Genomic DNA, 22,248 nt, shown 5'->3' with positions numbered 1-22,248 from the left:
AACGTCTGGGGACAGGGAATTTTAAGGCATCGTTGAATTTAGGATTACAGCATCTCCCACTGAAATCTTGCCTGAACTGGTAGGCATGAGGTTAATGCCAAAAAGAATGCCTTTGGCAGTGCGTCGAAAAGTGCCCAGAGTGCGGAGGGGTTCTTGGGTTGGGTGGCGATCGCCTGTGGTTTGATTTGTTGTAATCACAATGCAACGCTCACAGGGTTTGGCGGTGACAAAGATCGTGCCACCAATGTCCATAGTCTGCCAATGATCTTCCGCAAAAGGTTGTGCTGTCTCAACCACTAGATTAGGACGAAACTGATTCATCGAAACGGCTGCCCCTAATTTTTCTTCCAGCAGCTTTAAAGAAGCAGTATTGGTGAGGAGCACCGGATAACCATCGGCAAAACTGACATTTTGGGTCTCCCACAGGGCATATTTCGGGTTGAGGGGCCGGGGATGGTCGGGAGATTGGCGCACGAGACGGCAGGGGGTTTGTAGCACCTCCGAAAACCAAGCGGCAGCTTCAGGGCCTTGGTCAAGGGCTTGGGTCTGGTTGTGCCAGATTGTCACAGGTTTGAGGGAGCCTACGGTTTTGGGAGACAGTTTCAGGGGCGAAAAATCATCAAAAGTTAAGGTGAAATTATCCTCTGTCATGTGGGGCTTAACCCTGGCCAGTTGAGGATATTGCCGTTGACTGAGAAATTTCCCGTCGGTATCAACAATCATCCATTGGCGATCGCCTTGAAAACCTTGGGTCAAAACTTCCACTGTCTCCAAAGCGATCCCGCCGCAGGACTTCACCGGATAAATCCATAAGGCCGTCACCCGTGCCACTCGCTAAACCTCTAACAAATCGTGTTGGGCCATATAGCTAAGGAGCCAACTGGCCATGGTCGCCCGCCGCGTCAGGCGCGGAATCAGTTGATCAACTGTGTAGCCCTTAAAGCCCATTTTTTCCTTGAGCAGAGCCTTATAGGGTTTGGGGATCGAGCGGGTCAGTTGCACCGTGGGGGGACGCTCCTCGATAAATTTAGGCGGTTCTGGATATTTTTCGGCCCAGGCTGGATCAACTTGGTCAAGATTCCAGCATTTTTGAGTTTCATCGTAACGGTAGCCGAGGTAATGCCAGACCAACTGATGGAGCGTTTCATCCTCAAGACGATCGTCGATGATTAGCTGAATGGTGTCCGTTGTTAGGGGAGGCAAAGTCACGATAACAGAAAGAAAAGGTGTAGAGAAAGCTGGTTCAATTTTAGGCGATCGCCTCCACAAAATATGTGGCCGTTGCGCCGGATTCCCAAACCGCCTGGGTCACTCTCCAGGAAGGTAATGCCCTCGATGCGAGCAATAGAGATGGGACAATTAATCTGGTGACCTATCCAAATTTGTTCAAAATCCGTAGCTGTGACCCTGGAGTGGCACAAACCGCACAGCGTGCCGCACAGCGGATCTCTCCGAGATCGCCTTTTCCATTTCCAAGTCAGTGCTGGTTTTTCGGGTCAAAAGATTGTTTCAAAATCCGTAGCTGTGGCCCTGGAGTGGCACAAACCGCACAGCGATCGCCTTTTCCATTTCCAAGTCAGTGCTGGTTTTGTGGAGGACTTCAAGGCGTTGGCCGACGGTGCCCACAGGAATTACCAGGTGACCGCCCACGGCCAATTGTTGCAGTAACGGTTGGGGCCGATGGTCTGGGGCCGCCGTAACAAGGATCGCGTCGTAGGGAGCAAATTCTGGCCAGCCCTGGTAACCGTCACCAATCTTGTAGTGGATATTTTTGTAACCTAATTTTTCCAGGCGATCACGGGCCTGCTGGGCTAATTCGGGCACAACTTCAACGGTAAAAACTTCCTGGGCAATTTCGGCGAGGATTGCCGCTTGATAACCGCACCCCGTACCAATTTCTAAAACTTTGCTGCTGGGCGTCAGGTGGGCCGCCTCGGTCATGTAGGCGACGATATAGGGTTGGGAAATGGTTTGGCCATAGCCGATGGTGAGGGGTTGATCGGCGTAGGCGAGATTTTGGAGAGAATCAGGCACAAAGCGATGCCGGGGCACTTGCTGGAGCGCGGCTAAGACGGCTGGATCGTTCACGCCCCTGGCGATAATTTGCTGCTTAACCATCCGCTGACGTAACGCAACGGTGGGATCGGCACAGAAATCATTGGTGGGTGGAAGATCCATGGTCGCTGGCGAGGATCATTTCAGTTGAATCCTTCGACTTCCTCCTACCTCCATTGTACTCCTGGAATCTAGAGAAAGTCGGGCCGCTGTTGTTGGGTTGCTGCGAGGAATTGGGCGATCGCCTCCCAGTTTTCTGTTTCAAGATCTGCAATGACTTGATCTAACTGCTGCCGATAATGGGTGAGGGATTTTAACAACGCCTGTTGATTCCCCTGGGCCATCATCAACCCCAATTCTGGATTGCCACCGCCGACACGACTGGTATCCCGAAAGCCAGAACTTGCCAGAGCTTGGGCCATTTGTAGCACTTCTGAATTAATTTCTGACCCACAGGCCGCGATCAGACTCGCACTAACGTAAACGGGCAAATGGGAAATCCAGGCCACCGCTTGATCGTGAATCTCTGGGGCGCAGCAGTAGAAACGGCTCTGGAGCAGCGTGATTAAGTCTTTAAGGATTTTTACCGCATCAGGGGAAGTTTCATTGGTCGGCGTTAAAACGTAGGGTGCGTTGATAAACAATCCGGGGAGCGCGGCGTCAATACCCTGTTCGGCTGTGCCCGCCATGGGATGTCCCCCGACAAAATTGGGCCACAGCGGGGCGATCGCCTGGACAATTTCCCCCTTCACCGAGGCCACATCGGTCAAAATCGCCGTGGATTTGAGGTGGGGAATAAGGGTTTGAGCCGTGGGCAAAATCGCTTTGATCGGCGTGCAGAGAAACACCACATCCGTATCCTTGAGAAGAGAAAAATCTGTGCTGGCTTGGTCGACAATTCCCTTCCTCAAGGCCGTTTCGCAGGTTGTATTTTTCCGGGAAATACCCAACACTTCTAAGCCTTTTTCCCGGAAGGCGATCGCCAAAGATCCACCGATTAAACCCAGCCCGACAATGCCAATTTTCATGAATTTTTTCCCCATTAAAAATCCCCCGCACCGCAAGTGTCATCGGGGGAGCCGAACACTGTCACGCGACAGCAATCACAAAAAAATTAGAGGTCGCCGCGAATTTCTTCAACAACACCATCCCGGACCACAAGTTCAACATTCAGCTTGCGCACCAGATTATCGCCCACTTTCACTTCAAAGAAACTCTCCATCTGACCCTGGAGAAACTCTTGATCTAATTCTAAGTTTTGTACCTGTTGGAGCTGCTGGAGCACTTGGTTTTTCTTCTCAAGGAGTTCCCGCTTTTTTTGGTTAACCTGGAGTTGAATATTTTCCATTTGTTGAGCGACCTGGGGGGTATTGCCCTGTTGTTGAAGTTCACTAATGGTGCGATTTCCTTGGACATCCAGTTGTTGTAATTGACCATCAAAAGTCGCTATTTGTCCCTGGAGTTGCTGCTGTACTTCCTCTTTCCAGCGGGGGGTCACGATGACCTTCAGATTAATTGGGCGTTTGAGGGTAACAGTAGGCACTTGGTTTCCGTCCATGTGAATGTTTTCCTAGAGAAATGTAACTCGGTTTTGTTAAATCAGTGGGCTAAAGGGGCCCTATCTGCAAAATATTTTCAGGGTAGCATCAATACCCGAAGATTCCGCCATTCGGATCGCTTAATCTTTGTCGTAAAGGGAAGCAATTAAGGCCGCATATTTCTCTGCCACCACTGGCCGCTTTACCTTTAGCGTCTGGGTCATCAGGCCATTCTCAATGGAAAAAGGCTCTAGAATCAACGCAAAATCACTAATGCGGTCATCCACTCGATAGCCAGGCCGATTTTTAATTTCTCGATTCAGCTCCTGTTTAAATAAATTCAAGACTGGCTTACTGTACAAATCCGTTTGGGGCAATTGTTCTGAAGGAATGTCAGGATCTGGCAATTGCAAACCAAGGCCACCCTGGGACACCCACTGGCCGAGGGCTTCGAGGTTCGGCACAATTAAAGCACCAAGGGATTTTTGATCCTGGCCCACCAGCATAATTTGATCGATGTAGGGACTGCGGGCGCAGGCATCTTCAATGGGCTGGGGTTCGATGTTTTCGCCGTTGGTGAGGACAATGGTATCTTTTGCCCGGCCCGTTAAAACGAGATCCCCCTGGGGCGTCACCCAACCGAGGTCGCCGCTGTCAAACCAGCCTTCGGGATCAATGGCCTTGGCAGTGGCTTCGGGTTTGCGGTAGTAGCCCTGCATCACCTGGGGGCCACGGATTAAAACCAGTCCCTTTTGGCCTTGGGAAAGGGTTTGTCGCGTTTCGGGATCGACAATGCGAATTTCGGTGCCCTTGAGGGCGGGGCCAGCAGAACCACGCACATTGCGTTCTGGCCGACGGGCATTGGTCACTGGGGAGGTTTCAGTGAGGCCATAACCCACAAGGATATTGATCCCCACGATTTCAAAGAAGGTGTCGATGTGTTGGGCGAGGGAGCCGCCGCCGCTGATTACGTAGCGAATTTTGCCGCCAGTGGCCCCCCGAATTTTTTCGTAAACGAGTTTGTTGCCGAGGAGATGAAAGGGATAAAGGGCGATCGCCTTTGCTCTAGCCATTAACCGCGTCAGGGAAGAAACATGGAAATGCTCCAGGCTGAGGTTGTTGGCGATGCGCTGGGCCAGGACATAATTTTGGGAGCAGGTGAGGAAAAAGTTCACCAGCTTTTGTTTCTTGGCGGGTTGTTCCCGGAGATTTTTCTGCACTCCTTCGTAAATCGATTCCCAAATGCGCGGCACCGCAACCATGTAACCGGGCTTGTAGGTTTGGAGATCTTTTTTGATGTTGCGGATATTCGTATAAATTTGGGTGCAGCCCTGGGATAGGAGGAAATATTCAGCAGCCCGTTCGTAGGAATGCCAGGTGGGGAGAATGCTGAGGGTGACATCGCCAGGATTCGGTTGAATCACCTGGTCGAGGTTGCGCACTTGGTAGAGGACATTGCCGTGGGAAAGCATCACCCCTTTGGGTTTGCCCGTCGTCCCAGACGTGTAGATCAAGGTCATTAAATCTTGGGGCGATCGCCCAGGCATCGTCAGGGGTTCTTGGCTGCCGAGGGTCATCAGTTGGGAAAAGTTGAAAATCGGGAGTTCCGTTTCTGGCACTTCTTCGTCGGTAAGGAAAATGACGGCCCTGGGTTGGAGATTTGTAATTTCTGGATTGAGGCGTTCAAAGGTTTTGCGGTCTTCGACGATGAGAAATCGACTTTCGCTGTCAGTGTAGATGTAGAGCAGTTCTTGTTTTTCTGCCTGGGATGAGCGCACCGCATTCACTGCCCCCGCCGCAATACTACCTTGATCGGCGATGAACCAACGGGGGCTATTATCCGCAATCAGGGCGACTTTTTCCTGGGGTTGAAGACCAAGGGCTTGGAGGCCAGCCCCAAACTGCTGAATCCCTTGCCAGAGCTGATGATAGGTCAGTTTGAATTCTGGTTTTTGGTGGGGATCATAGAGGGCAACAATGTCGGCATAACGCTCAGCGGCGATCGCCCAAATTTCTGATAAAGATTGGATCTGGTCGTAGGGAGCAGTGCTCATGGCAATTCCATTTAAAAGCGCAAAAAACAAGCCGAAATCATGGCTACAATCCTACTTTAAAACCAGATTTCACCCATCTCCCCAAAAGTAGACAGTTTTTCAAGTGTCACCCCCTTGGGATCGCCATCAACATTTCCTGACGAAGACCAGTGGCGATCGCCCTTGCAAGCTTTTGTGGAATCTGGAGGGGAGCTTATAATGATTTTTTTGCCACGGTAAGGAGCCGAAAACAGGATGAATGCACTCAAGGGTCGGGATCTTCTGAGCATTGCAGATCTCAGCAGCACAGAAATTATTACCCTGCTAAACCTGGCGGCAGATCTCAAACAGGGAAAAATCGCCCCCACCTGCCCCAAAACCCTCGGTCTGTTATTTTACAAAGCCTCTACCCGCACCCGAGTCTCCTTTAGCGTGGCCATGTACCAACTGGGTGGCAATGTCATTGACCTGAACCCAAACCGTACCCAAGTGGGTCGCGGCGAGCCCATCGAGGACACCGCCAGGGTTTTAGACCGCTATCTCGATATTTTGGCGATTCGTACCTTTGATCAACAGGATCTCGAAACCTTCGCTGATTACTGTGAAATGCCGATTATCAACGCCCTTACAGATTTAGAACACCCCTGTCAGATGTTGGCGGATCTGCAAACGATGCAGGAAACCTTCGGCCAACTCGAAGGCCTGACCATGACCTATGTGGGTGATGGCAATAATGTCGCCCACTCGATCCTCCTCGGTGGCGCGTTAGTCGGCATGAATATTCGCATCGCTACCCCCAAAGATTACGAACCTAGCCCGAAAATTGTCGCCCAGGCCCAGGCCATTGCAGGCGATCGCAGTCAAATTTTAATTACCCATGATCCCAAGGAAGCCGCCGAAGGCTGTCACGCCATCTACACCGATGTGTGGGCCAGTATGGGCCAAGAAGACCTCGCCAACAGTCGGGTACCCATTTTCCAACCCTACCAAGTTAACGCCGAACTCATGGCCCTCGCCGATAAAGAGGCGATCGCCCTCCACTGTTTGCCCGCCCATCGGGGCGAAGAAATTACCGCCGACGTGATGGAAGGCCCCCAAGCCAAAATTTGGGATCAAGCCGAAAACCGGATGCACGCCCAAAAAGCGCTGATGGCCAGTCTCCTTGGCATTGTCTAATTCTAATTACGGACTTAGCGGAGGGTGATTTGTAGCTGGAGATTACTCATGCCCCACATCGCAAAAAATTTCCGCGATAGCTCTAGGCTGGCTTCGGTCATATCACCATCGGGAGCAACCAGTCCTCCCTCTAGATAGCGACCCCCGTCCGTAACCAGATCAAGCCGTTGTTGATCGTTTTCCATCGGAGTTAAGACTAACTTCCCTCGCGCCAGAGTTTGACCGGCACGACTAATAATGGCACATCGCATCTTTTGGCGCTCTCCTTGAACTTGAATAAAAAAACCTTGTTGAGTATAGCCGAAAGCCCCGACCCCACAACATCCATTGGGGGATTTCTCACCTGTTTTCCCCTAGTCGATCTTGTTACGATACAAAGCAGTGCAACCCCACTTTTGGAGACAAAACACCACCATGACCGACAAAGTTGTCAAAACTGACGCCGAATGGCAAGCGCAACTTTCCTCAGAGGCCTACAAAGTCACCCGCAAACATGGCACCGAGCGGGCCTTTACGGGTGAATATCACGATTTCAAGGGGGAAGGCACCTACAATTGCGTGTGCTGTGGTGCGCCCCTGTTTACCTCGGAGACGAAGTTTAATTCGGGTACTGGCTGGCCGAGCTATTGGCAACCGGTGAATGATCAGGCGATCGCCGAAAAAAATGACTTTAGTTTCTTTATGAAGCGGACAGAAGTGCTCTGCGCGAAATGTGATGCCCACCTAGGTCATGTATTTAACGATGGCCCCCCTCCCACGGGCTTGCGCTACTGTATCAATTCCGTGGCCCTGAAGTTTGAACCGAAGGCCGAGTAGACGCCCTCACACCCTCCGCCTTTGGCACCTCCCTCTAGGGAGGATTTTTTTATTTATTGACTATTCTCCCCTATGAAAACTCGCCTCGCTTTGACTATTGGTGATCCGGCCGGGATTGGCCCAGAGGTACTTTTAAAAGCTCTGGCGGATCCAGAAATTAGAGCGCTTTGTCCGATGAGGGTCATTGGTGATCGCCCCTTGCTCGAAAAAACCTATCAGCACCTCAAAACTCGGACGGAATCTGATCTCCTTGATCCCAGTGAGTTAGAGATTGTCGAACCGAGTGGCAATGAATTTCTGAGAAATTTCACCTGGGGGGAAGGTTCGGTAGAAACAGGCGATCGCGCTTTCCAGTACCTCGACACGGCGATTGAAAAAACCCTGGAGGGAGAATTTTCGGGCATTGTCACCGCCCCCATTGCTAAATCCCTCTGGAAAGCAGCAGGCCACGACTACCCCGGCCAAACGGAGGTTCTCGCCCAAAAGAGCCAAACCACCCGCTATGGCATGGCTTTTATTGGCAAATCGCCCTATACAGGCTGGACATTGCGGAGCCTGCTAGCGACGACCCACATTCCCCTAAAAGCGGTGCCGGAAACCTTGAATCCAGGGCTGATGGATTTGAAACTTAGTCTTCTTTTAGAGTCGCTCCAGCAGGATTTTGGGTTAGAAAATCCCCAGGTGGCGATCGCCGGCTTAAATCCCCACAGTGGCGAAAATGGTCAACTAGGTACAGAAGAACTGGACTGGCTTAACGGTTGGCTAGAAGATGCGCGACAAAAATATCCCAATGCAACTCTGTTAGGGCTTTATCCTCCGGATACCATGTGGGTGAATGCGGGCAAAGCTTGGTATGGTAAGCCGGAATTCAAACCCGCCGCCGATGCGTATCTGGCTCTCTACCACGACCAAGGGTTAATCCCAGTGAAACTAATGGCCTTTGACTACGCGATCAACACCACCATCGGTTTACCCTTTATTCGGACTTCCCCCGACCACGGCACCGCCTTTGATATTGCCGGTCAAGGCAGCGCCAATCCCACCAGCATGAAAGAAGCGATCAAACTGGCCGCCAACATTAGCCAAAATCGCGCCGCCACCACTGTCCCCCCACTTCTAACCCCCCCAGATCGCTCGTTGCTTGGATGAGGGGCGTTTTGTCCGGGGCGAATAGTTCGAGGGAAATTTGGCCCCGCAGAGTATCCTGGCAACAAAACCGTAGGCCCGTGTGGGTCGGTGCTCGCAGGGGTTGTCCCGGTAGGTCGGTTTTCCCACTGAGATGAACCGTAAAGCCTTGGCGATCGCCTGCGGTCATTTCCCAACTTCCCCAGGGCGAAAACTGCCAAGTAAGATTGCTTGTCCAGGGGGCAAATTCATAAAATTTTCCGTGGTGGTGAATGCCAATTAAGCCCACTTCCTCTTCCCTCGCTAAAATTTGACGAATGCCACCAGCGGCAGTGAGGGCGAGATCTTTTTCTTCTTTGAAAGCATTGCAATTGAGCCAAAACCAAGCCTTTGGAAAAGATTTGCCCCAATTTTTTTCGCTGTAGGCCGGGGCATCTCTGAATTCATAGCGTTTGCCCTGCCATTCGATCCAACCCGTACTCAACCCATGGGCCAGCAACACCTGCCAACCGGGATCGTAAATGGGCAAAAAAGAATACCAATTGGCGGTGGGCTTAGCGGGCCTTCCCCAACCGTAGATCGGCTTTGTTTCGTAGTGCCACTGGCAAATTTCTCCGCTGACTGGGTCGATAATACGGCCTTGGTTGAGGGTTGCCGTTGCCTGGTAGCCTTCGTGAATTTTCTCTTGGAAAACCCTGGGGGCGAGGGGTTGGGGTTTTAAATTGGGGGGGCAATGTCGCCAATGGCCCAGGGCGAGGCGTTGATGATCGGCCCAAAAATTTTTGACGTTCGGTAAGGTGCGCCAGAGATATTCATCCTGGAGGCCCAGAACTTGCACGGCACCACCACTATGGGGGCGATCGCCGAGGGGATCTTCGATGGAATACATGAAGGCAAAATTATCACCCAACTCCGGCAAGGTGACACGAAAGTACCAACCTTCAAAGAAACGGGGGGTGTGGTGATCCCAGTGGTAGCCACTGTGGGGCGGTTCACAAAAATTCATATAAAAAGGCGGTGATGGGCTTAAATCTAAAAACGATCTTAAAAAAAATTGCTTTTCGAGGCTCAGACGGAGGCGATCGCCACGGGTCTTCTTTTTTCTCGATAGGATAGGGACGATGGGGACGGCGTAGCTTTAGGAATTGATATGCAGCAGGAAGAAGATAGATATATGGCGACCGTGAATCAAGTTAAACAATATTTAGCCTACTGGTTTCAGGTGGGCAAACCGGTGATTTGTCCCAAGGGCGATCGCCAAATTTTACCGATGACCGTGCTCGAAGGAAATCAATATTCCCCAGATTTTGAGGCCTGTTGGCAAGACCTCAACGCAAACCGTGACTGTTATCTCCAGGGTACAACCCAAACCATCGCGGATTTGCTCTCAGAGCGCTGGGATATTGCCGATTGTCCCCGCTGTGCGATGCCGATGCCCTTCGATGCGGTGGGTTTGAAAAATGGCTGCCCCTGTGCGGATCTCGCAGATTGGCCGAATGTAAATATTCCCGTGCCCCACTGTCCTCACTATGCTCGCGACCAACTGTCTGCGATCCATAAACGTCTCCGGTCACGCCAGCACCATTCTGATCTGTAGATGCAATTGCGGGGAAATTTCCCGCTAGGGAGCCACGTCCACCAGCATCAAATTCCATTGCCCCCGTTCGTTGCTCTGAAAAGCGACCCGACGTCCATCGCCGCTAATGGTGGGATTTTGCACCGATCCCCGCAAATTCACCGTTAACAACTGCGATCGCCCCTGGTTGCGATCATAGACAAACACATCTTGGCGGCCCCGTTCGGTGGAAACATAGGCGATAAAACGGCCATCTTCACTGAGATCCGGTTGGTCTTGGCTAGAGTCGCGGCGGTTGAGATTAGGCAGGTTAACTAATTGATTAGTCTGGAGATCGTAGAGAAAAATATTGCGGCGGCCATCCCGTTCTGAGGCAAAGGCGAGATAACGGCCATCACCGCTGTAGCTCGGAAATTCTTCGGCAAAATTACTATTAATTCCCCCCGTGGCAATCTGGGGCTGATAGAACAAGGCCCGACCACAGCCCCCCAAGATCACTCCCATAGCGGCGATCGCCAACGGCCAAAACTTTCCCATGGGATTAGTGATCATTCGCCAAGATTGTGACTTGGGCATTGGGTTGATCCATGAATGTACTAGCCTTTTGTTCAACACGTTGGAGTTGCCTCAGGGCCAGGGAACAGGGGCTACCATAGCGCTGCTCGACCCGCTTACTGGCCAGGGTCAGGGCCGTTTGGGAGCGATGCACAAAATCCGCCAGGGCGTAGCCTTGTCCCACCTGAAAGTAGTCATGGACGACGGTGGAGGGGGAATAAAATTGATCCTGGGAGCCGTCGGGCCAAACAATATCAAAAGTAACGGCTGGCATAGAATTTAGGAGCCTCCGGTAAAGCCAGTGAGCGGAACATGGTCGAGGTGCCAAAAATCGAGGCTAGTTTCCCCCAGTTTAAGGGTCAAGGTGTGGCCTGGGGTAATGGTGGCGATCGCCTGAGCGACTAACCCCTGATCTTTGCACAACATCTGTACTTCAGAGACCTGCTCTGGGGGCACAGTCAGCAAAAAACCGTAGCTTGGAAAACTGAGGAGCCATTGTTGCAAATCGAGCTGTGGTGGACAGGGAACTGCGCCAATATCCAAGATCGCACCACAATTAGACGTTTCTAAGAGCATCAAAGTTGTGCCGATAATTCCCCCCATACTGACATCTTTGCCAGCGCTACATAAACCCCGTTCAGCCAAGAGCGGTAATAAATCCCATTGGGCCTGGAGTTGCGCTGGATCGGCTTGGGTGGCGGCATCCCAACAGTAGGGGAGGTGGGGCCGGGGTTGCCCTTCAAAATTAGCGACTAATACGAGGCGATCGCCCACCTGAGCATCAAAACTGGTAATCAGCTGTTTTGCCCGACCGAGGATCGCGACCCCCAAGGCATCATATTCACTGTGGGTATTGGTGTGACCCCCGACAATTGGTACCTGAAACTTTTCTGCCGCTGCCTGCATCCCGGCCCAAATCTGCCGCGCCTGCTGATCTCCACAGGCCCACAGAGCATCCACAACCGCCAAGGGTCGTCCCCCCATGGCATAGATATCACTGACATTCACGAGCACCCCACACCAGCCCGCAAACCACGGATCCTGCTGCACCAATGCAGGGCTCATGCCCTCTGCGGCGAGAAGGAGAAAACCAGCTTGGTCGGGAATGGCTGCACAATCATCCCCCAGGCGAATGGCTTGCCCCTGGGCCGTAAATTGCCGTTGAAATTGCCGGGAAGCGAGTTGAATATCTCGTTTGTGTAAAAGGCCCAGATTGTGGCGTAGGGTCTCTGCCAACTGGGGTAAAGTGATGTTCACGCCAAGTATTTCGATTATTTTTTCCTTTAGGAAACGAGCCAAGTCCCCAGGTCAAGTTGGGGTCGAGGATTCACTGCCGGTGGGTAAAAGTTTAAATCTGCCTCCATGAGATGGTGGGGGCGATCGCAAATGTCCATTTCCGCCAGGGAATGCCAATGTTGCCGCTGGAAAAAACGCACATTCTGTAGCTGTACCGTAGCGAGGAATTTGGTACAACCCCAACCATGGGCCGTTGTGACCGCTTTGTAGATTAATCCCTTCCCAATGCGTCCCACTCGCCGAAACTCTGGCTGGACTCCCAGGCGACCACCGTACCAAACCTGGGGCTCACTTTCGTAGATGCGCACAACCCCAACCACCTTACTCTGGGGGGATGAGCCCTTGTCCAAAGCGACAATCGGATAGGCAATGGGATCGAGATCATCAAAATCATTACCGTTAAAAATCCCCTGTTCTTCACAAAAAATATCCCGTCTCAGGGCAAAATAGGCGCGAATTTCCGCCGCAGACTGGGCGAGTTCAAACTGAAATCGTTGACGACTCATCTCCCGTAACCTCCCTAATTTTCAAAGGTAGACAATGCTGAACAGGCCCCACATTTTGCACAACCGGCTTTGATTGCCTGGGAAGACATTCCCGCCTCCTTGAGAATCTGACCCACCTTTTGGTAGAGAGCGAACATAAACTTTGGATCAGGGGCTGGATGGGTTGCTAAGGGCGTGCCAGAAATGGGGACAAAAGGCACCACAAAGGGATAAACGCCAAGGCTGACTAATTTTTCTGCTGCTGTCACAAGCGTCGCAAAACTGTCGCCTAAACCCGCTAAAAGGTAAGTGCTGACTTGGCCCCAACCGAATACTTGCACTGCCGCTGCATAGGCTTGGTAGTAGTAGGAAACAGGGACTTCCGCTTTGCCCGGCATGATTTTGGCACGGACTGCGGGATCAACGGCCTCTAGGTGCATTCCTAAACTATCGACACCAGCGGCTTTTAAGCGCTCAAACCAAACAAAATCAGCGGGGGGTTCACATTGGGCTTGGATAGGAATATCGACTTTTGCTGTGATGGCAGCGGCACATTTGGTCAGGTAAGCTGCACCGCGATCGCCTGTGTTGGGAGTCCCTGTGGTCATGATCACCTGCTCAATGCCATCGAGCCGCACCGCCGCTTCCACAACCTCTGCTAACTGTTCCGGGCGTTTGCGGGCAATGGTTTGTTCTGCTTCTAGGGATTTTTCGATCGCACAAAATTGACAGGCTGTACTTTCGTCCCGGTAGCGCATACAGGTTTGTTGCACCGTTGTGGCGAGGACATTGTTGCTATGGAGAAGGGCAATTTTCCAGTAGGGAATTCCCTCTGCTGTTTCTAGATCGTAAAATTTGGGACGTCCTTGCAGGGTAATGGGGGCGATGTCTTGGTGATGTTTCTGGAGCTTGGCTTCACCCTGTTGGGAATCTAGGATGGCATGGTAAGGCGATCGCCCAGCGGTATTCGTATAGATAGGAACCATCACGGTGGTCCCGCCAATGGTCACTGCCCGGTGATCCGAAGGCCCTGCCCCCCCTTGACGTCCAGTCATTGTGGTCTCTGTCAGGCGGAGACCGTGGGACTGGAGTTCTGTAATCAGACGTTGTTTATCTATGGGCATAGTCATAGGGATTGGTGATGGCACACTAAGTTAGGGACAGGAGGCGGTAATGTCTGGGGCCGGGGTATTCGGCAGTGGCGTTACTTCTGAGGGAAAGGGCAAGGAACTCGCGTTGAGGGTGGCCCAAGGTTCGCTATTGAGTTGCACCTGGAACAGATCAGGACGGGAGTAATGTCCCACCGAATCCATCATTCGCTTGCGTTTGGTAATCAGGGAGAAATCTAAATCGGCGATCGCCAAACCTTCCCCTTCATAAATCGGAGCCGTTAAATGCTTACCTTCAGGACTAATGATGGCCGTATAACAACCACCACTAAGGGCTTTGTGCATCTTTTCATTGCTGGTTAATTGGGTCTTCTGTTCTGCCGAGAGCCATCCCGTTGCATTGATCACAAAACAGCCGGATTCAAGGGCATGGTGGCGCATGGTCACTTCCATCTGCTCCGTAAAAATTTGCCCCACCATAGATCCCGGAAATTGACCGCAGTGGATCTGCTCATGTTGGGCCATCAGACTATAGCGAGCAAGGGGATTATAGTGCTCCCAACAAGCTAAAGCACCCACACGGCCCACAGCCGTATCGACCGTCGTTAAACCAGCCCCATCTCCCTGGCCCCAAACCATTCGCTCATGGTAGGTGGGAGTGATTTTGCGGCGCTTAAGGCGCAATGTCCCATCGTGATCAAAAATCAATTGGGTATTGTAAAGGGAACCCTCCTCCCGTTCATTCACCCCTAAAACCACGACCATGTCATGGGATTGAGCCGCTTCAGCCACCGCTGTCGTGACTGGGCCAGGGACTGTGACTGCTTGCTCATAGAGCTGGAGATGGCTTTTCCCCATCAGCACAGGGGGCTCGATAAAAGAAAAGTAAGGATAGTAGGGGACAAAGGTTTCTGGAAAGACAATCAACTGCACGCCCTCCTTGGCCGCCTGGGTAATTGTCTCCAGCACTTTTTCCGTCGTACCTGCACAACTAAACAAAACCGGACTAATTTGTGCTGCTGCCGCCCGAATTGTTTTCGAGTAATCAAGCATAATCGCTACCGGAAAAATAACAAACTCACGGAAAACGGATTTGGTAACCGAAAATATTCCAACAAAACTTTTTTAAAGACTCGGAAGCTTTTAAAGAGTGCAAAAAAATCTAAAAATTTTTCTTGTAAACTCTTCGGGAATTTTCGGAAGTAAAACCTTTGTTTTTACATCGTCCAAGTATCAAGGATAAATGCCCCTTCTTTGCGATGCATTAAAATCAAATCCATCACATCTAAGGGATTAATCGGGCGGATACCAGGAATCAAAGAAGGTTCTCCGTGGCCATAAAGAGCTTGTAGTGCAAAACGACAGGCATAGACCTTTCCGCCAGATTCCATAATCTTGACCAGGCGATCATTCATGGCTAAGTGCCCCGGAAAACCTTCATCGCCGAGTTTTGGAAAGCCCCGCTGAACCCCCAGAGTTACCCCAGGGCCATAAAGTAGCACAGACGTTTCAAATCCTTTTTTAATGAGGCGACTCGCTTGTAATAAATTAACTAAACCAATAGAACCTTCAAAAGCCACTGTGTGAAAGGTGATCAGTGCTTTTTCGCCGGGCTCTGCTTGGACATCAGGAAAAACCTTTTCTTCGTAATCGACGAGAAAGTCACCGGTCTGATGGGCAGGGATTGTTACTTCAGGCATGGGAGATTTTCCTTTAGTTTTTAGGTTTTAATGTGTTGAGTTGTGCCTCACTTTAAGGGGAGAATTCAAGGCGACCTGTATCATTGCTGACAAAAGGAGACCTTCTGTTTAAAGGAATAGTTTTTTGATTGAAAAGCCAATTTCTGGATTGTCTTTTTAGCTAGACTCAAGCTTGTTTGATAATAGCTATCTGAATGGTTTTGTCCTGATTAGAGGATAGTGACTGTGTCCTAAAAAGAACTATTGATTTTGCTAGGTTAGGCCACCAAAATAGCAGCTACTGGGTCGTAATTCATCGATCGCCTATGGGTAATCACAAACCGCTGGGATCGGTAACAACCCTTACAAGAAAAAGAATTGAGCGGGTTTACAGTTAAAGCAAATCCACTTAAGAGCAACGGCAATGCAGACCCATTACCCGGTAATAATTGTTGGGGGTGGCCAGGCAGGACTTGCCCTCAGCTATCTCCTCAAGCAAAACAATATTGACCACCTTATTTTTGAGAAACACAAAATTGGTCATGCGTGGCGTAATGAACGCTGGAATTCCTTTTGTTTAGTGACCCCCAATTGGCAATGTCGGCTCCCTGGTTTTTCCTATGCAGGGCCTGATCCTAATGGCTTTATGGCCAAGGAAGAGATTGTTGCTTATTTAGAAGCCTATGCCCGCTCTTTTAATCCGCCAATTCGAGAGGGAGTAACCGTCTTAAAAGTAAGTTCGTCTGGAACCCAGTTTGCAGTAAAAACATCTATCGGTAACTACACGGCTGATCAAGTGGCGATCGCCACGGGGGGATACCACATTCCAAAAATTCCGCCCATCGCCGCCCAACTGCCCCGTGAGTTGCAGCAAATCCATTCCGTACAATACAAAAATCCCCAGGATCTTCCCGATGAAGTGTTGATTGTGGGCACTGGCCAGTCGGGTTGTCAAATTGCCGAAGATCTTCATTTAGCAGGGAAAACAGTTCACCTTGTTACCGGTAGTGCGCCCCGGGCGCCGCGCCGCTATCGGGGGAAGGATGTGGTGGAGTGGCTCGAACGCATGGGTTATTACGACCTCCCCATTGACCAGCACCCCCAAAAAGAAATGGTGCGTCATAAAACCAATCACTACGTCACAGGCCGGGATGGGGGCCGCGATATTGATCTGCGCCGCTTTGCCCAACAGGGAATGCACCTCTATGGTCGCTTGCAAAGTATTACCGGGCAGACTCTCCACTTTGGGAACGATTTAAAACAAAATTTAGATCAGGCTGATGCCACCGTGGTGCGCATTCAACGGAATATTGACAAATTCATTGCTGATCATCACCTCACTGCTCCCCCAGAGGCCCATTATCAACCCGTCTGGGAGCCAGAATTAGAACCATCATCCCTCAACCTCAAAGAAACTAATATTGGTGCAGTTATTTGGGCGACGGGCTTTCGCTTAAACTTTAGTTGGATTGATCTCCCCATCTTTAATGAATTGGGAGAACCCTTACATGACCGAGGGGTAACTGCCGTAGACGGATTATATTTCCTTGGTTTGCCCTGGCTCTATACCTGGGGCTCTGGTCGTTTTTCCGGTGTCGCTCGCGATGCAGAATATTTGGCGACACAAATTACAGCAAGGCTTTTGGTTCCGGCTTCTGCTTAACAACCGAACGAAGGATTATTAATCCGGTTTCAGTTGAAAGACGTTCATTAGGAATTCTAAACTTCCTCAATCAAATAAAAACCGAGTTCCTGACTTAGTGGCGAGCAGTTTACTAAGTTATGATGATCATAGTTTTTCGATTTAAACATTATGGCTGCTTCTGCTTTTCCTGTGCTGCAACGTTTGTCGAATTCCATACCGCTTGATGGTGCTGTTCAGCTTGATTTGGTGGAAGGAGTTCTGATTTTTCGAGCTTCAGTACAGGTACAGGCGCGGGTTGAAGTTTTGTTGGAGAAGCAGCAGTCTGAAGGATTGACCGAGGCTGAGGAGGAAGAATTGGACTGTTATGAAGAAATTGATGATTATTTGAGTTTTGTGAATCGGACAGTTCGTAATGCTGCTGCTGGGAGCATGGTGGCATAGGAAATGGGTAGGTCACCACTTCCAGAAAAAATTCAAAATAAAGTCAGAGCAAGGGCTAAGGGTCTATGTGAGTATTGCCATGGGGTGGAGTTATGGCAGTATGTTCGCTTCACGATTGATCATGTCATTCCACAGGTTCGGGGCGGTTCGGATGATGTGGAAAATTTGGCGTTGGCTTGTTTTCATTGCAATCGTAAAAAGTCAAGTTTTGTGACAGGAATTGATCTGCTGTCAGGGGCGGAAGTTCGCTTGTTTAACCCGCGTTGTGATCGATGGGCTGATCATTTTGTTTGGGCAGAAGATGGAGTTATTTTGGTAGGCTTAACAGAAATTGGGCGGGCAACGATCGCCAGATTAGATATGAATCGGGAGCGCGTTCTGTTGATTCGGCAAGCGGATCGAGATGTTGGGCGACATCCTCCGAAATTGGATCGGCTGTTGGGGGATAGTGGAACTAGCGATCGCGTTTAAATCAAACCTTGTTTTGTGGCTTGGTAAATGGCTTGGTAGCGGTTTTTAGCTTGTAGTTTACTCAAGGTGCGGTTTAGGTGGAATTTTACGGTACTTTCACTGATGTGGAGCTGCTGGGCAATGTCGCGATCGCGCAGCCCTTTGGTGAGGAGCGCTAAAACCTGACGTTCCCGTTGGGATAGTGATTCTTTTGATTTGTAGACTTGGGTGGTCGCTCCATAGGGCAAAGTAAGGCGAATTTGGTGAACTGCTTCCTGGGCGTTGATCCCGACATCGCAGTTCCCCCCAAGGGTTTGTACGAAAAATTCAATGTCGGCAAAGGGCGATCGCCCTGTGTTTTTCGTCGGGGTAGGGGCAGCGATAATCCCTTCGAGACAAATTTCCGTATCACCGTAGATGAGTCGGCAATAGTGACAGTTGAATTGATTGAGAATTTCTACGGTTTTAATCAAGAGATAGGTCGAACTTGGTGTCAGAGGTCGTTCCGTACCAATCAAACTAAGCTGGCTGGTACTTAAAAGGCTGCCCAGGTGATCCGAGAGGGGGTGAGATTCTCTTGTCTGGCTTTTGCTGGGATCTTGGGGACTTTTTTGGGCGGCATCTAAGGCGATCGCCCCAGCCATACACAGCACCTGCAAAACCTCTAAAAATTCTGGTAAAAAAGTTTCATGGCTAAAAGCTGCTAACACACCAATAATTCGCTGTTGACTGGCAAGGGGATAACCCGCAAAACCTTGAATTTCGTTGGCGATCGCCCAGTCACGGTCTTTTACCCAAGCTTCTTCCGCCAGTTGATTACTCAGGAATGGAATTCCATTTTTGGCAATTTTTCCGACCTTATAGGCGCCCATGGGAACCCGTGCAAAACTGCCGTTAATGTTTTCAGACAGACCTGATGAAGCCACTAACCGGAGCGATTGTTGATCTGGCTCAGTTAACCAAATTCGCGCAAAGGCGCAATTAAAGTCTTTAATCAATGCTTCGGTTAAACGTTTGGCGATCAGCGTTGGTTCCAGACAACCGGAAATGCCCTGGGTAATGCGCTGAACCTTTTGCAAATCAACAATCAAGCAAGCAGAATCAAGCACGGCATCGGTAAATTAAGCACAAGTTCTTTTTCTAGTTAACGCGAGCCAGCTCACCTACGTCAGTCAGTAGTGAACATTAGTACAGAAACCCGCAATTATCTGGAACTTTGGAGGGGATTAATCCAGAAAAGTTTCAGCGACTCGCTCTCCCAGAAGAGCGGCTTTCAGTAATTTGGCGTATTTGAGAATGCTGGCTGTTTTTCTTTTGACACCCTATAGATGGCTGAAATCACACTATAAACGCCTTAGGAAAAACCAAAGCCAATGCTGCTGATTTCGGGTTAATTTTTCTGCCCATTGATTGAAACGATATTTTTCCCGTTGAGACCAGCCTTGAGTTAATTTCTGGCTATGCCAAACCAAAACAGCACAGGTATAGGCGACACAGATCGTCAAGGCAACGCTCGCCCAGTAATGGTAACCGAGGCTCAAACGCACCACGGCCCAGGTGAGATGGTCGCGCCAGAGGGCAAATTCTCCCCGCAACGCCCAAATGCCGTAGCTCCCCAAGATCAGCCACAGCAAGGCGACCAATAGCCAACGCCAGAAGAAAGTGAACCGCACCAGCTTGCGGGCCAAGGGACTGAAATGATGGTCTGTTGGTGCTTCCTGAAGTTGGCGATCGCCCATATTTTTTCACCCTAAACATCTTTACCGAGTGGGTCAGGCCAAATCCTGGGATTGCTGCCGCCGTTACCGGGAAGTTCCCCTGCAATGGCTAGGACAATTCTGTGACATTCACCGCTTCTTTGGTGACCGTGGGGGGTTGGCCATTACGGTTACGCCACCAGGCCAAGAGGGTACTGGCGACAAAAATACTAGAGTAAGAGCCGCAAATAAACCCAATAATCAAGGCGAGGGCAAAAAACTTGAGGGTCGAACCACCGAACAAAAAGATCGCCACCAGCGGCAATAGGGTCGTAAGGGTGGTATTGATCGAACGGCCCAGGGTTTGCTGGACGGAATGATCAACAACTTGATCGATGTTGTCTCCCTCGTCGGCCTTGAGATTCTCACGAACGCGGTCATAAATAACCACCGTATCATTCACAGAAAAACCAATAATCGTCAGTAGGGCCACGAGAAAAAGGCTATCTACTTCAACGCCCAACACCAGACCGAGTAGCGCAAAGACGCCAGCCGTGACCAGCACATCATGGAACAATGCGGCGATCGCAAACAGCGCATAATCGAACTGAAAGCGGATACTCAAGTAGACAATAATCCCGAAAAAAGAAACCAGGAGGGCGAGCATCCCTTGGATAAACAATTCCCGACCAATGGTTGGCCCCACCGAGTCAATTTGGATCGTGCCAGGATCTAGGGCGCCCACTTCGGATTCTAGGGCGTCGAGCAAACGGCTGCGTTGATCCACATCAAGCTGCGGTGTCCGCACCGAAAACGTTGTCCGCTCTTGGCCCAAAATTTGCACCGTACTGCTGCCGACTCCCTGGTTATTCACCACGGTTTGAATTGTCGCTGTTTCTAAAGGATCAGTACAGTTGCCAGCCACCGTACAGTCGAGGGCCACTTGGATTTTTGTGCCCCCAACAAAGTCGAGACTGGGTCGGAGGGGTGCTTGGAGTTGGTTGAAGGAAATGCCCATAAACAACACACTCGCAAGGATAGCGATCGCCGAGATGGACCACCAAAGGAGACGCTGTTTAATGACGCTAAATTTAAAAGTCATCGGGTTAACAACAGACTAGAGGGCAAAGGAAATTAGTTGGGGGCTTTGGGCGCAAACAACTTGGGATTTTGACGCACCGCCGGTAAGCCCAATACCGTCAGCAGCAGTAAAGTACGGCTGCAAGTCACTGCCGTAAACATACTTACCCCCACCCCGATCGCCAAGGTCAACGCAAAACCTTTTACCAAACCCGAACCCAAGAAAAAGAGGGCCGCACAGGCGATCAAAGTGGTGACATTGCTGTCGAGAATGCTGGAGAAAGCGTTAAAAAATCCCGATTCCACGGCTCGGTATAGGGTATTCCCCTTATAGATTTCCTCCCGGGTGCGCTCAAAGATCAGCACATTTGCATCCACGGCCATACCGATGCTGAGAATAAAACCAGCAATCCCCGGTAACGTCAGCGTAACCCCCACAAGGGAATAGCAGGCCAAAGTGAGGAGGGTATAAACCACTAACGCCACATCTGCGATCAGCCCTGGCAAACGGTAATAGACTGCCACAAAGATCAACACCAGAATTAGGCCCGCAATCCCTGCATAGATACTTTGGCGAATGGAATCTTGGCCTAGGGTTGCCCCTACGGTACGGTTCTCGACCACGGCCACCGGGAAGGGTAACGACCCACCCCGAATCTGAATGGCGAGATCACTGGCGGTATCAATGTCAAAGTTGCCGGTAATGGTCACATTGCCCCCGGCGATCCCTTGGGCAGTATATTCTGGGCCAACGGTGGGGGCGCTGAGGAGAGCATCATCTAAGAAAATACCGACACTCCGGCCTGTACCAGCTAGGCCTTTTGTGATTTCTGCAAAAAGTTCGGCCCCTTCACTATTGAAATTGAGAAAGACTTGCCAACTGTTGCCCGTTTGGGTGGGGGCTGGTTGGGCATTGGTGACGTATTCGCCGACTAGACCAACGGGTTCAAACAGAGCGAGGATCTCTTGATCGAGACTGTCAATATTGGTTGCTAATTCTTCGATTTCGGCGTCGCTAGCGGCAGGGCTTTCATTACCACGGAGGCTGGTTAACTGGGCGTCGAGTTGACGACGGAGGGCGTACTTTTCTTGGAATTCGGCTTCAGTACCAGGATTTTGGGGCCGAAATTCGAGCTGGGCCGTGCCACCGAGAACCCGTTCAGCCTGCTCAGGGTCTTCTCCAGGCAATTGCACGAGGATCCGGTCGTTCCCCACGAGTTGGGTGATGGGTTCGGCCACTCCTAGACCATTGATGCGATTTTCGATGACTCGCTTCACGGCAGCTGTATCATCGGCCTCAACGACGACTCCTTCGGCATTGGGTTGTACCTGGATCGTCAATTGGGCACCACCTTTGAGATCCAGACCGAGCTGGAGGGGTAAGGTTGTCAAAATCGTGATGGCGATCGCCACCAAAAAAAGAATTGCAACTATGATTAACCGTTGTTTTTGCATGATGGATCTAGGAGGATGAACCGCAGTTGGTCGCTGG

The 22,248-nt window shown here is 50.7% G+C and carries 26 protein-coding genes and 1 pseudogene; 8 read left to right on the top strand and 19 right to left on the bottom strand.

The genetic code is table 11. From position 1 onward, the window contains the following. Nucleotides 1-21 precede the first annotated feature (21 nt). From FEK30_RS07505 to FEK30_RS07480, 6 genes are all read right to left on the bottom strand, one after another. On the bottom strand, nucleotides 22-831 hold the full coding sequence (locus tag FEK30_RS07505; protein ID WP_138072687.1) for an MOSC domain-containing protein: 810 nt from the start codon (nucleotides 829-831) through the stop codon (nucleotides 22-24). A 3-nt stretch (nucleotides 832-834) separates the two neighbouring features. Further along, the gene (locus FEK30_RS07500; RefSeq protein ID WP_030005923.1) at nucleotides 835-1,212 is read right to left on the bottom strand and encodes a DUF1823 family protein; all 378 of its coding nucleotides are present in this window, start codon (nucleotides 1,210-1,212) and stop codon (nucleotides 835-837) included. A 297-nt stretch (nucleotides 1,213-1,509) separates the two neighbouring features. Beyond that, entirely contained in the window at nucleotides 1,510-2,178 is a 669-nt protein-coding gene (locus FEK30_RS07495; protein ID WP_138072685.1) for a protein-L-isoaspartate(D-aspartate) O-methyltransferase, read from the bottom strand. 68 nt (nucleotides 2,179-2,246) lie between these two features. Next, nucleotides 2,247-3,083, bottom strand: a complete 837-nt coding sequence (locus FEK30_RS07490; RefSeq protein WP_065711617.1) for a prephenate/arogenate dehydrogenase — start codon at nucleotides 3,081-3,083, stop codon at nucleotides 2,247-2,249. 86 nt (nucleotides 3,084-3,169) lie between these two features. Beyond that, nucleotides 3,170-3,613: a YlqD family protein gene (locus FEK30_RS07485; protein WP_012306305.1), complete on the bottom strand. Its 444-nt coding sequence runs from the start codon at nucleotides 3,611-3,613 to the stop codon at nucleotides 3,170-3,172. A 120-nt stretch (nucleotides 3,614-3,733) separates the two neighbouring features. After that, nucleotides 3,734-5,647: a long-chain fatty acid--CoA ligase gene (locus FEK30_RS07480; protein ID WP_138072683.1), complete on the bottom strand. Its 1,914-nt coding sequence runs from the start codon at nucleotides 5,645-5,647 to the stop codon at nucleotides 3,734-3,736. A gap of 234 nt (nucleotides 5,648-5,881) precedes the next feature. Between FEK30_RS07480 and argF the strand changes: the two genes are divergently transcribed. Beyond that, complete coding sequence (argF, locus tag FEK30_RS07475; RefSeq protein WP_012306303.1) at nucleotides 5,882-6,802, top strand: ornithine carbamoyltransferase; 921 nt, start codon at nucleotides 5,882-5,884, stop codon at nucleotides 6,800-6,802. 14 nt (nucleotides 6,803-6,816) lie between these two features. On the opposite strand, the gene FEK30_RS07470 is transcribed toward argF, so the two are convergent. Then, nucleotides 6,817-6,987, bottom strand: coding sequence for a hypothetical protein (locus tag FEK30_RS07470; protein ID WP_223209840.1), 171 nt, complete (start codon nucleotides 6,985-6,987; stop codon nucleotides 6,817-6,819). Nucleotides 6,988-7,216: 229 nt separating this feature from the next. On the opposite strand from FEK30_RS07470, the gene msrB reads away from it, so the two are divergent. Then, nucleotides 7,217-7,618, top strand: a complete 402-nt coding sequence (gene msrB, locus FEK30_RS07465) for a peptide-methionine (R)-S-oxide reductase MsrB (protein WP_138072681.1) — start codon at nucleotides 7,217-7,219, stop codon at nucleotides 7,616-7,618. 72 nt (nucleotides 7,619-7,690) lie between these two features. Then, a complete protein-coding gene (pdxA, locus tag FEK30_RS07460) occupies nucleotides 7,691-8,767 on the top strand; it encodes a 4-hydroxythreonine-4-phosphate dehydrogenase PdxA (protein ID WP_138072679.1) in 1,077 nt (358 codons plus the stop codon). Here the strand turns inward: pdxA and FEK30_RS07455 are convergent. Continuing rightward, complete coding sequence (locus FEK30_RS07455) at nucleotides 8,697-9,749, bottom strand: tocopherol cyclase family protein (protein ID WP_138072677.1); 1,053 nt, start codon at nucleotides 9,747-9,749, stop codon at nucleotides 8,697-8,699. The genes pdxA and FEK30_RS07455 overlap by 71 nt on opposite strands. A gap of 168 nt (nucleotides 9,750-9,917) precedes the next feature. Between FEK30_RS07455 and FEK30_RS07450 the strand changes: the two genes are divergently transcribed. Continuing rightward, nucleotides 9,918-10,340: a hypothetical protein gene (locus FEK30_RS07450; RefSeq protein ID WP_012306298.1), complete on the top strand. Its 423-nt coding sequence runs from the start codon at nucleotides 9,918-9,920 to the stop codon at nucleotides 10,338-10,340. Nucleotides 10,341-10,364: 24 nt separating this feature from the next. Here the strand turns inward: FEK30_RS07450 and FEK30_RS07445 are convergent, their stop codons facing one another. The 7 genes from FEK30_RS07445 to FEK30_RS07415 all read right to left on the bottom strand — a co-directional run bounded on the left by FEK30_RS07445 (nucleotide 10,365) and on the right by FEK30_RS07415 (nucleotide 15,464). Beyond that, complete coding sequence (locus tag FEK30_RS07445) at nucleotides 10,365-10,856, bottom strand: TolB family protein (protein ID WP_138072675.1); 492 nt, start codon at nucleotides 10,854-10,856, stop codon at nucleotides 10,365-10,367. Nucleotides 10,857-10,860: 4 nt separating this feature from the next. Continuing rightward, on the bottom strand, nucleotides 10,861-11,148 hold the full coding sequence (locus tag FEK30_RS07440) for an MSMEG_0570 family nitrogen starvation response protein (protein ID WP_062432560.1): 288 nt from the start codon (nucleotides 11,146-11,148) through the stop codon (nucleotides 10,861-10,863). 5 nt (nucleotides 11,149-11,153) lie between these two features. Further along, nucleotides 11,154-12,131 (bottom strand): sll0787 family AIR synthase-like protein, encoded by a 978-nt coding sequence (locus FEK30_RS07435; RefSeq protein ID WP_138072673.1) that lies wholly within the window; start codon nucleotides 12,129-12,131, stop codon nucleotides 11,154-11,156. A 26-nt stretch (nucleotides 12,132-12,157) separates the two neighbouring features. Continuing rightward, nucleotides 12,158-12,676: an MSMEG_0567/Sll0786 family nitrogen starvation N-acetyltransferase gene (locus FEK30_RS07430; RefSeq protein ID WP_138072671.1), complete on the bottom strand. Its 519-nt coding sequence runs from the start codon at nucleotides 12,674-12,676 to the stop codon at nucleotides 12,158-12,160. Nucleotides 12,677-12,690: 14 nt separating this feature from the next. Next, nucleotides 12,691-13,785 (bottom strand): MSMEG_0568 family radical SAM protein, encoded by a 1,095-nt coding sequence (locus FEK30_RS07425; RefSeq protein WP_315862703.1) that lies wholly within the window; start codon nucleotides 13,783-13,785, stop codon nucleotides 12,691-12,693. Nucleotides 13,786-13,809: 24 nt separating this feature from the next. Beyond that, a complete protein-coding gene (locus tag FEK30_RS07420; RefSeq protein ID WP_138072669.1) occupies nucleotides 13,810-14,817 on the bottom strand; it encodes a Nit6803 family nitrilase in 1,008 nt (335 codons plus the stop codon). Nucleotides 14,818-14,981: 164 nt separating this feature from the next. After that, entirely contained in the window at nucleotides 14,982-15,464 is a 483-nt protein-coding gene (locus FEK30_RS07415; RefSeq protein ID WP_012306292.1) for an MSMEG_0572/Sll0783 family nitrogen starvation response protein, read from the bottom strand. Between the two features lie 403 nt (nucleotides 15,465-15,867). Between FEK30_RS07415 and FEK30_RS07410 the strand changes: the two genes are divergently transcribed. From FEK30_RS07410 to FEK30_RS17085, 4 genes and pseudogenes are all read left to right on the top strand, one after another. Further along, a complete protein-coding gene (locus FEK30_RS07410) occupies nucleotides 15,868-17,106 on the top strand; it encodes an MSMEG_0569 family flavin-dependent oxidoreductase (RefSeq protein ID WP_138072667.1) in 1,239 nt (412 codons plus the stop codon). Between the two features lie 150 nt (nucleotides 17,107-17,256). Continuing rightward, nucleotides 17,257-17,529 carry a hypothetical protein gene (locus FEK30_RS07405; RefSeq protein ID WP_012306290.1) on the top strand — a complete coding sequence of 91 codons (273 nt, stop codon included), beginning with the start codon at nucleotides 17,257-17,259 and terminating at the stop codon, nucleotides 17,527-17,529. A 3-nt stretch (nucleotides 17,530-17,532) separates the two neighbouring features. After that, nucleotides 17,533-17,730, top strand: a pseudogene (locus tag FEK30_RS17090) (HNH endonuclease); the annotation flags it as partial. Nucleotides 17,731-17,739: 9 nt separating this feature from the next. After that, nucleotides 17,740-18,000, top strand: a complete 261-nt coding sequence (locus FEK30_RS17085) for a hypothetical protein (RefSeq protein ID WP_255448033.1) — start codon at nucleotides 17,740-17,742, stop codon at nucleotides 17,998-18,000. On the opposite strand, the gene FEK30_RS07395 is transcribed toward FEK30_RS17085, so the two are convergent. The 4 genes from FEK30_RS07395 to secD all read right to left on the bottom strand — a co-directional run bounded on the left by FEK30_RS07395 (nucleotide 17,997) and on the right by secD (nucleotide 22,211). Then, nucleotides 17,997-19,088, bottom strand: coding sequence for a LuxR C-terminal-related transcriptional regulator (locus tag FEK30_RS07395; protein WP_138072663.1), 1,092 nt, complete (start codon nucleotides 19,086-19,088; stop codon nucleotides 17,997-17,999). The genes FEK30_RS17085 and FEK30_RS07395 overlap by 4 nt on opposite strands. Nucleotides 19,089-19,322: 234 nt before the next feature. Continuing rightward, nucleotides 19,323-19,718: a hypothetical protein gene (locus tag FEK30_RS07390; protein WP_138072661.1), complete on the bottom strand. Its 396-nt coding sequence runs from the start codon at nucleotides 19,716-19,718 to the stop codon at nucleotides 19,323-19,325. Nucleotides 19,719-19,806: 88 nt separating this feature from the next. Next, nucleotides 19,807-20,778, bottom strand: a complete 972-nt coding sequence (gene secF, locus FEK30_RS07385; RefSeq protein WP_099237936.1) for a protein translocase subunit SecF — start codon at nucleotides 20,776-20,778, stop codon at nucleotides 19,807-19,809. A gap of 32 nt (nucleotides 20,779-20,810) precedes the next feature. Continuing rightward, nucleotides 20,811-22,211, bottom strand: coding sequence for a protein translocase subunit SecD (gene secD, locus FEK30_RS07380; protein ID WP_138072659.1), 1,401 nt, complete (start codon nucleotides 22,209-22,211; stop codon nucleotides 20,811-20,813). Nucleotides 22,212-22,248: the final 37 nt, after the last annotated feature.

This window comes from Picosynechococcus sp. PCC 11901 (assembly GCF_005577135.1).
Taxonomy (GTDB): domain Bacteria; phylum Cyanobacteriota; class Cyanobacteriia; order Cyanobacteriales; family MRBY01; genus MRBY01.
Note: the sequence above shows the minus strand (reverse complement) of the source record. Positions and strands in the feature narration are given on the sequence as shown.

What these genes read in the sequence shown, in the direction of transcription:
- msrB (WP_138072681.1), top strand. Translation starts at nt 7,217, where the DNA reads ATGACCGACAAAGTTGTCAAAACTGACGCCGAATGGCAAGCGCAACTT.
- FEK30_RS07485 (WP_012306305.1), bottom strand. Translation starts at nt 3,613, where the DNA reads ATGGACGGAAACCAAGTGCCTACTGTTACCCTCAAACGCCCAATTAAT.
- FEK30_RS07490 (WP_065711617.1), bottom strand. Translation starts at nt 3,083, where the DNA reads ATGAAAATTGGCATTGTCGGGCTGGGTTTAATCGGTGGATCTTTGGCG.
- FEK30_RS07410 (WP_138072667.1), top strand. Translation starts at nt 15,868, where the DNA reads ATGCAGACCCATTACCCGGTAATAATTGTTGGGGGTGGCCAGGCAGGA.
- FEK30_RS07495 (WP_138072685.1), bottom strand. Translation starts at nt 2,178, where the DNA reads ATGGATCTTCCACCCACCAATGATTTCTGTGCCGATCCCACCGTTGCG.
- FEK30_RS07405 (WP_012306290.1), top strand. Translation starts at nt 17,257, where the DNA reads ATGGCTGCTTCTGCTTTTCCTGTGCTGCAACGTTTGTCGAATTCCATA.
- FEK30_RS07480 (WP_138072683.1), bottom strand. Translation starts at nt 5,647, where the DNA reads ATGAGCACTGCTCCCTACGACCAGATCCAATCTTTATCAGAAATTTGG.
- secD (WP_138072659.1), bottom strand. Translation starts at nt 22,211, where the DNA reads ATGCAAAAACAACGGTTAATCATAGTTGCAATTCTTTTTTTGGTGGCG.
- FEK30_RS07425 (WP_315862703.1), bottom strand. Translation starts at nt 13,785, where the DNA reads ATGACTATGCCCATAGATAAACAACGTCTGATTACAGAACTCCAGTCC.
- FEK30_RS07430 (WP_138072671.1), bottom strand. Translation starts at nt 12,676, where the DNA reads ATGAGTCGTCAACGATTTCAGTTTGAACTCGCCCAGTCTGCGGCGGAA.
- FEK30_RS07445 (WP_138072675.1), bottom strand. Translation starts at nt 10,856, where the DNA reads ATGGGAAAGTTTTGGCCGTTGGCGATCGCCGCTATGGGAGTGATCTTG.
- FEK30_RS07390 (WP_138072661.1), bottom strand. Translation starts at nt 19,718, where the DNA reads ATGGGCGATCGCCAACTTCAGGAAGCACCAACAGACCATCATTTCAGT.
- FEK30_RS07440 (WP_062432560.1), bottom strand. Translation starts at nt 11,148, where the DNA reads ATGCCAGCCGTTACTTTTGATATTGTTTGGCCCGACGGCTCCCAGGAT.
- pdxA (WP_138072679.1), top strand. Translation starts at nt 7,691, where the DNA reads ATGAAAACTCGCCTCGCTTTGACTATTGGTGATCCGGCCGGGATTGGC.
- FEK30_RS07455 (WP_138072677.1), bottom strand. Translation starts at nt 9,749, where the DNA reads ATGAATTTTTGTGAACCGCCCCACAGTGGCTACCACTGGGATCACCAC.
- FEK30_RS07470 (WP_223209840.1), bottom strand. Translation starts at nt 6,987, where the DNA reads ATGGAAAACGATCAACAACGGCTTGATCTGGTTACGGACGGGGGTCGC.
- FEK30_RS07415 (WP_012306292.1), bottom strand. Translation starts at nt 15,464, where the DNA reads ATGCCTGAAGTAACAATCCCTGCCCATCAGACCGGTGACTTTCTCGTC.
- FEK30_RS07420 (WP_138072669.1), bottom strand. Translation starts at nt 14,817, where the DNA reads ATGCTTGATTACTCGAAAACAATTCGGGCGGCAGCAGCACAAATTAGT.
- argF (WP_012306303.1), top strand. Translation starts at nt 5,882, where the DNA reads ATGAATGCACTCAAGGGTCGGGATCTTCTGAGCATTGCAGATCTCAGC.
- secF (WP_099237936.1), bottom strand. Translation starts at nt 20,778, where the DNA reads ATGACTTTTAAATTTAGCGTCATTAAACAGCGTCTCCTTTGGTGGTCC.
- FEK30_RS07450 (WP_012306298.1), top strand. Translation starts at nt 9,918, where the DNA reads ATGGCGACCGTGAATCAAGTTAAACAATATTTAGCCTACTGGTTTCAG.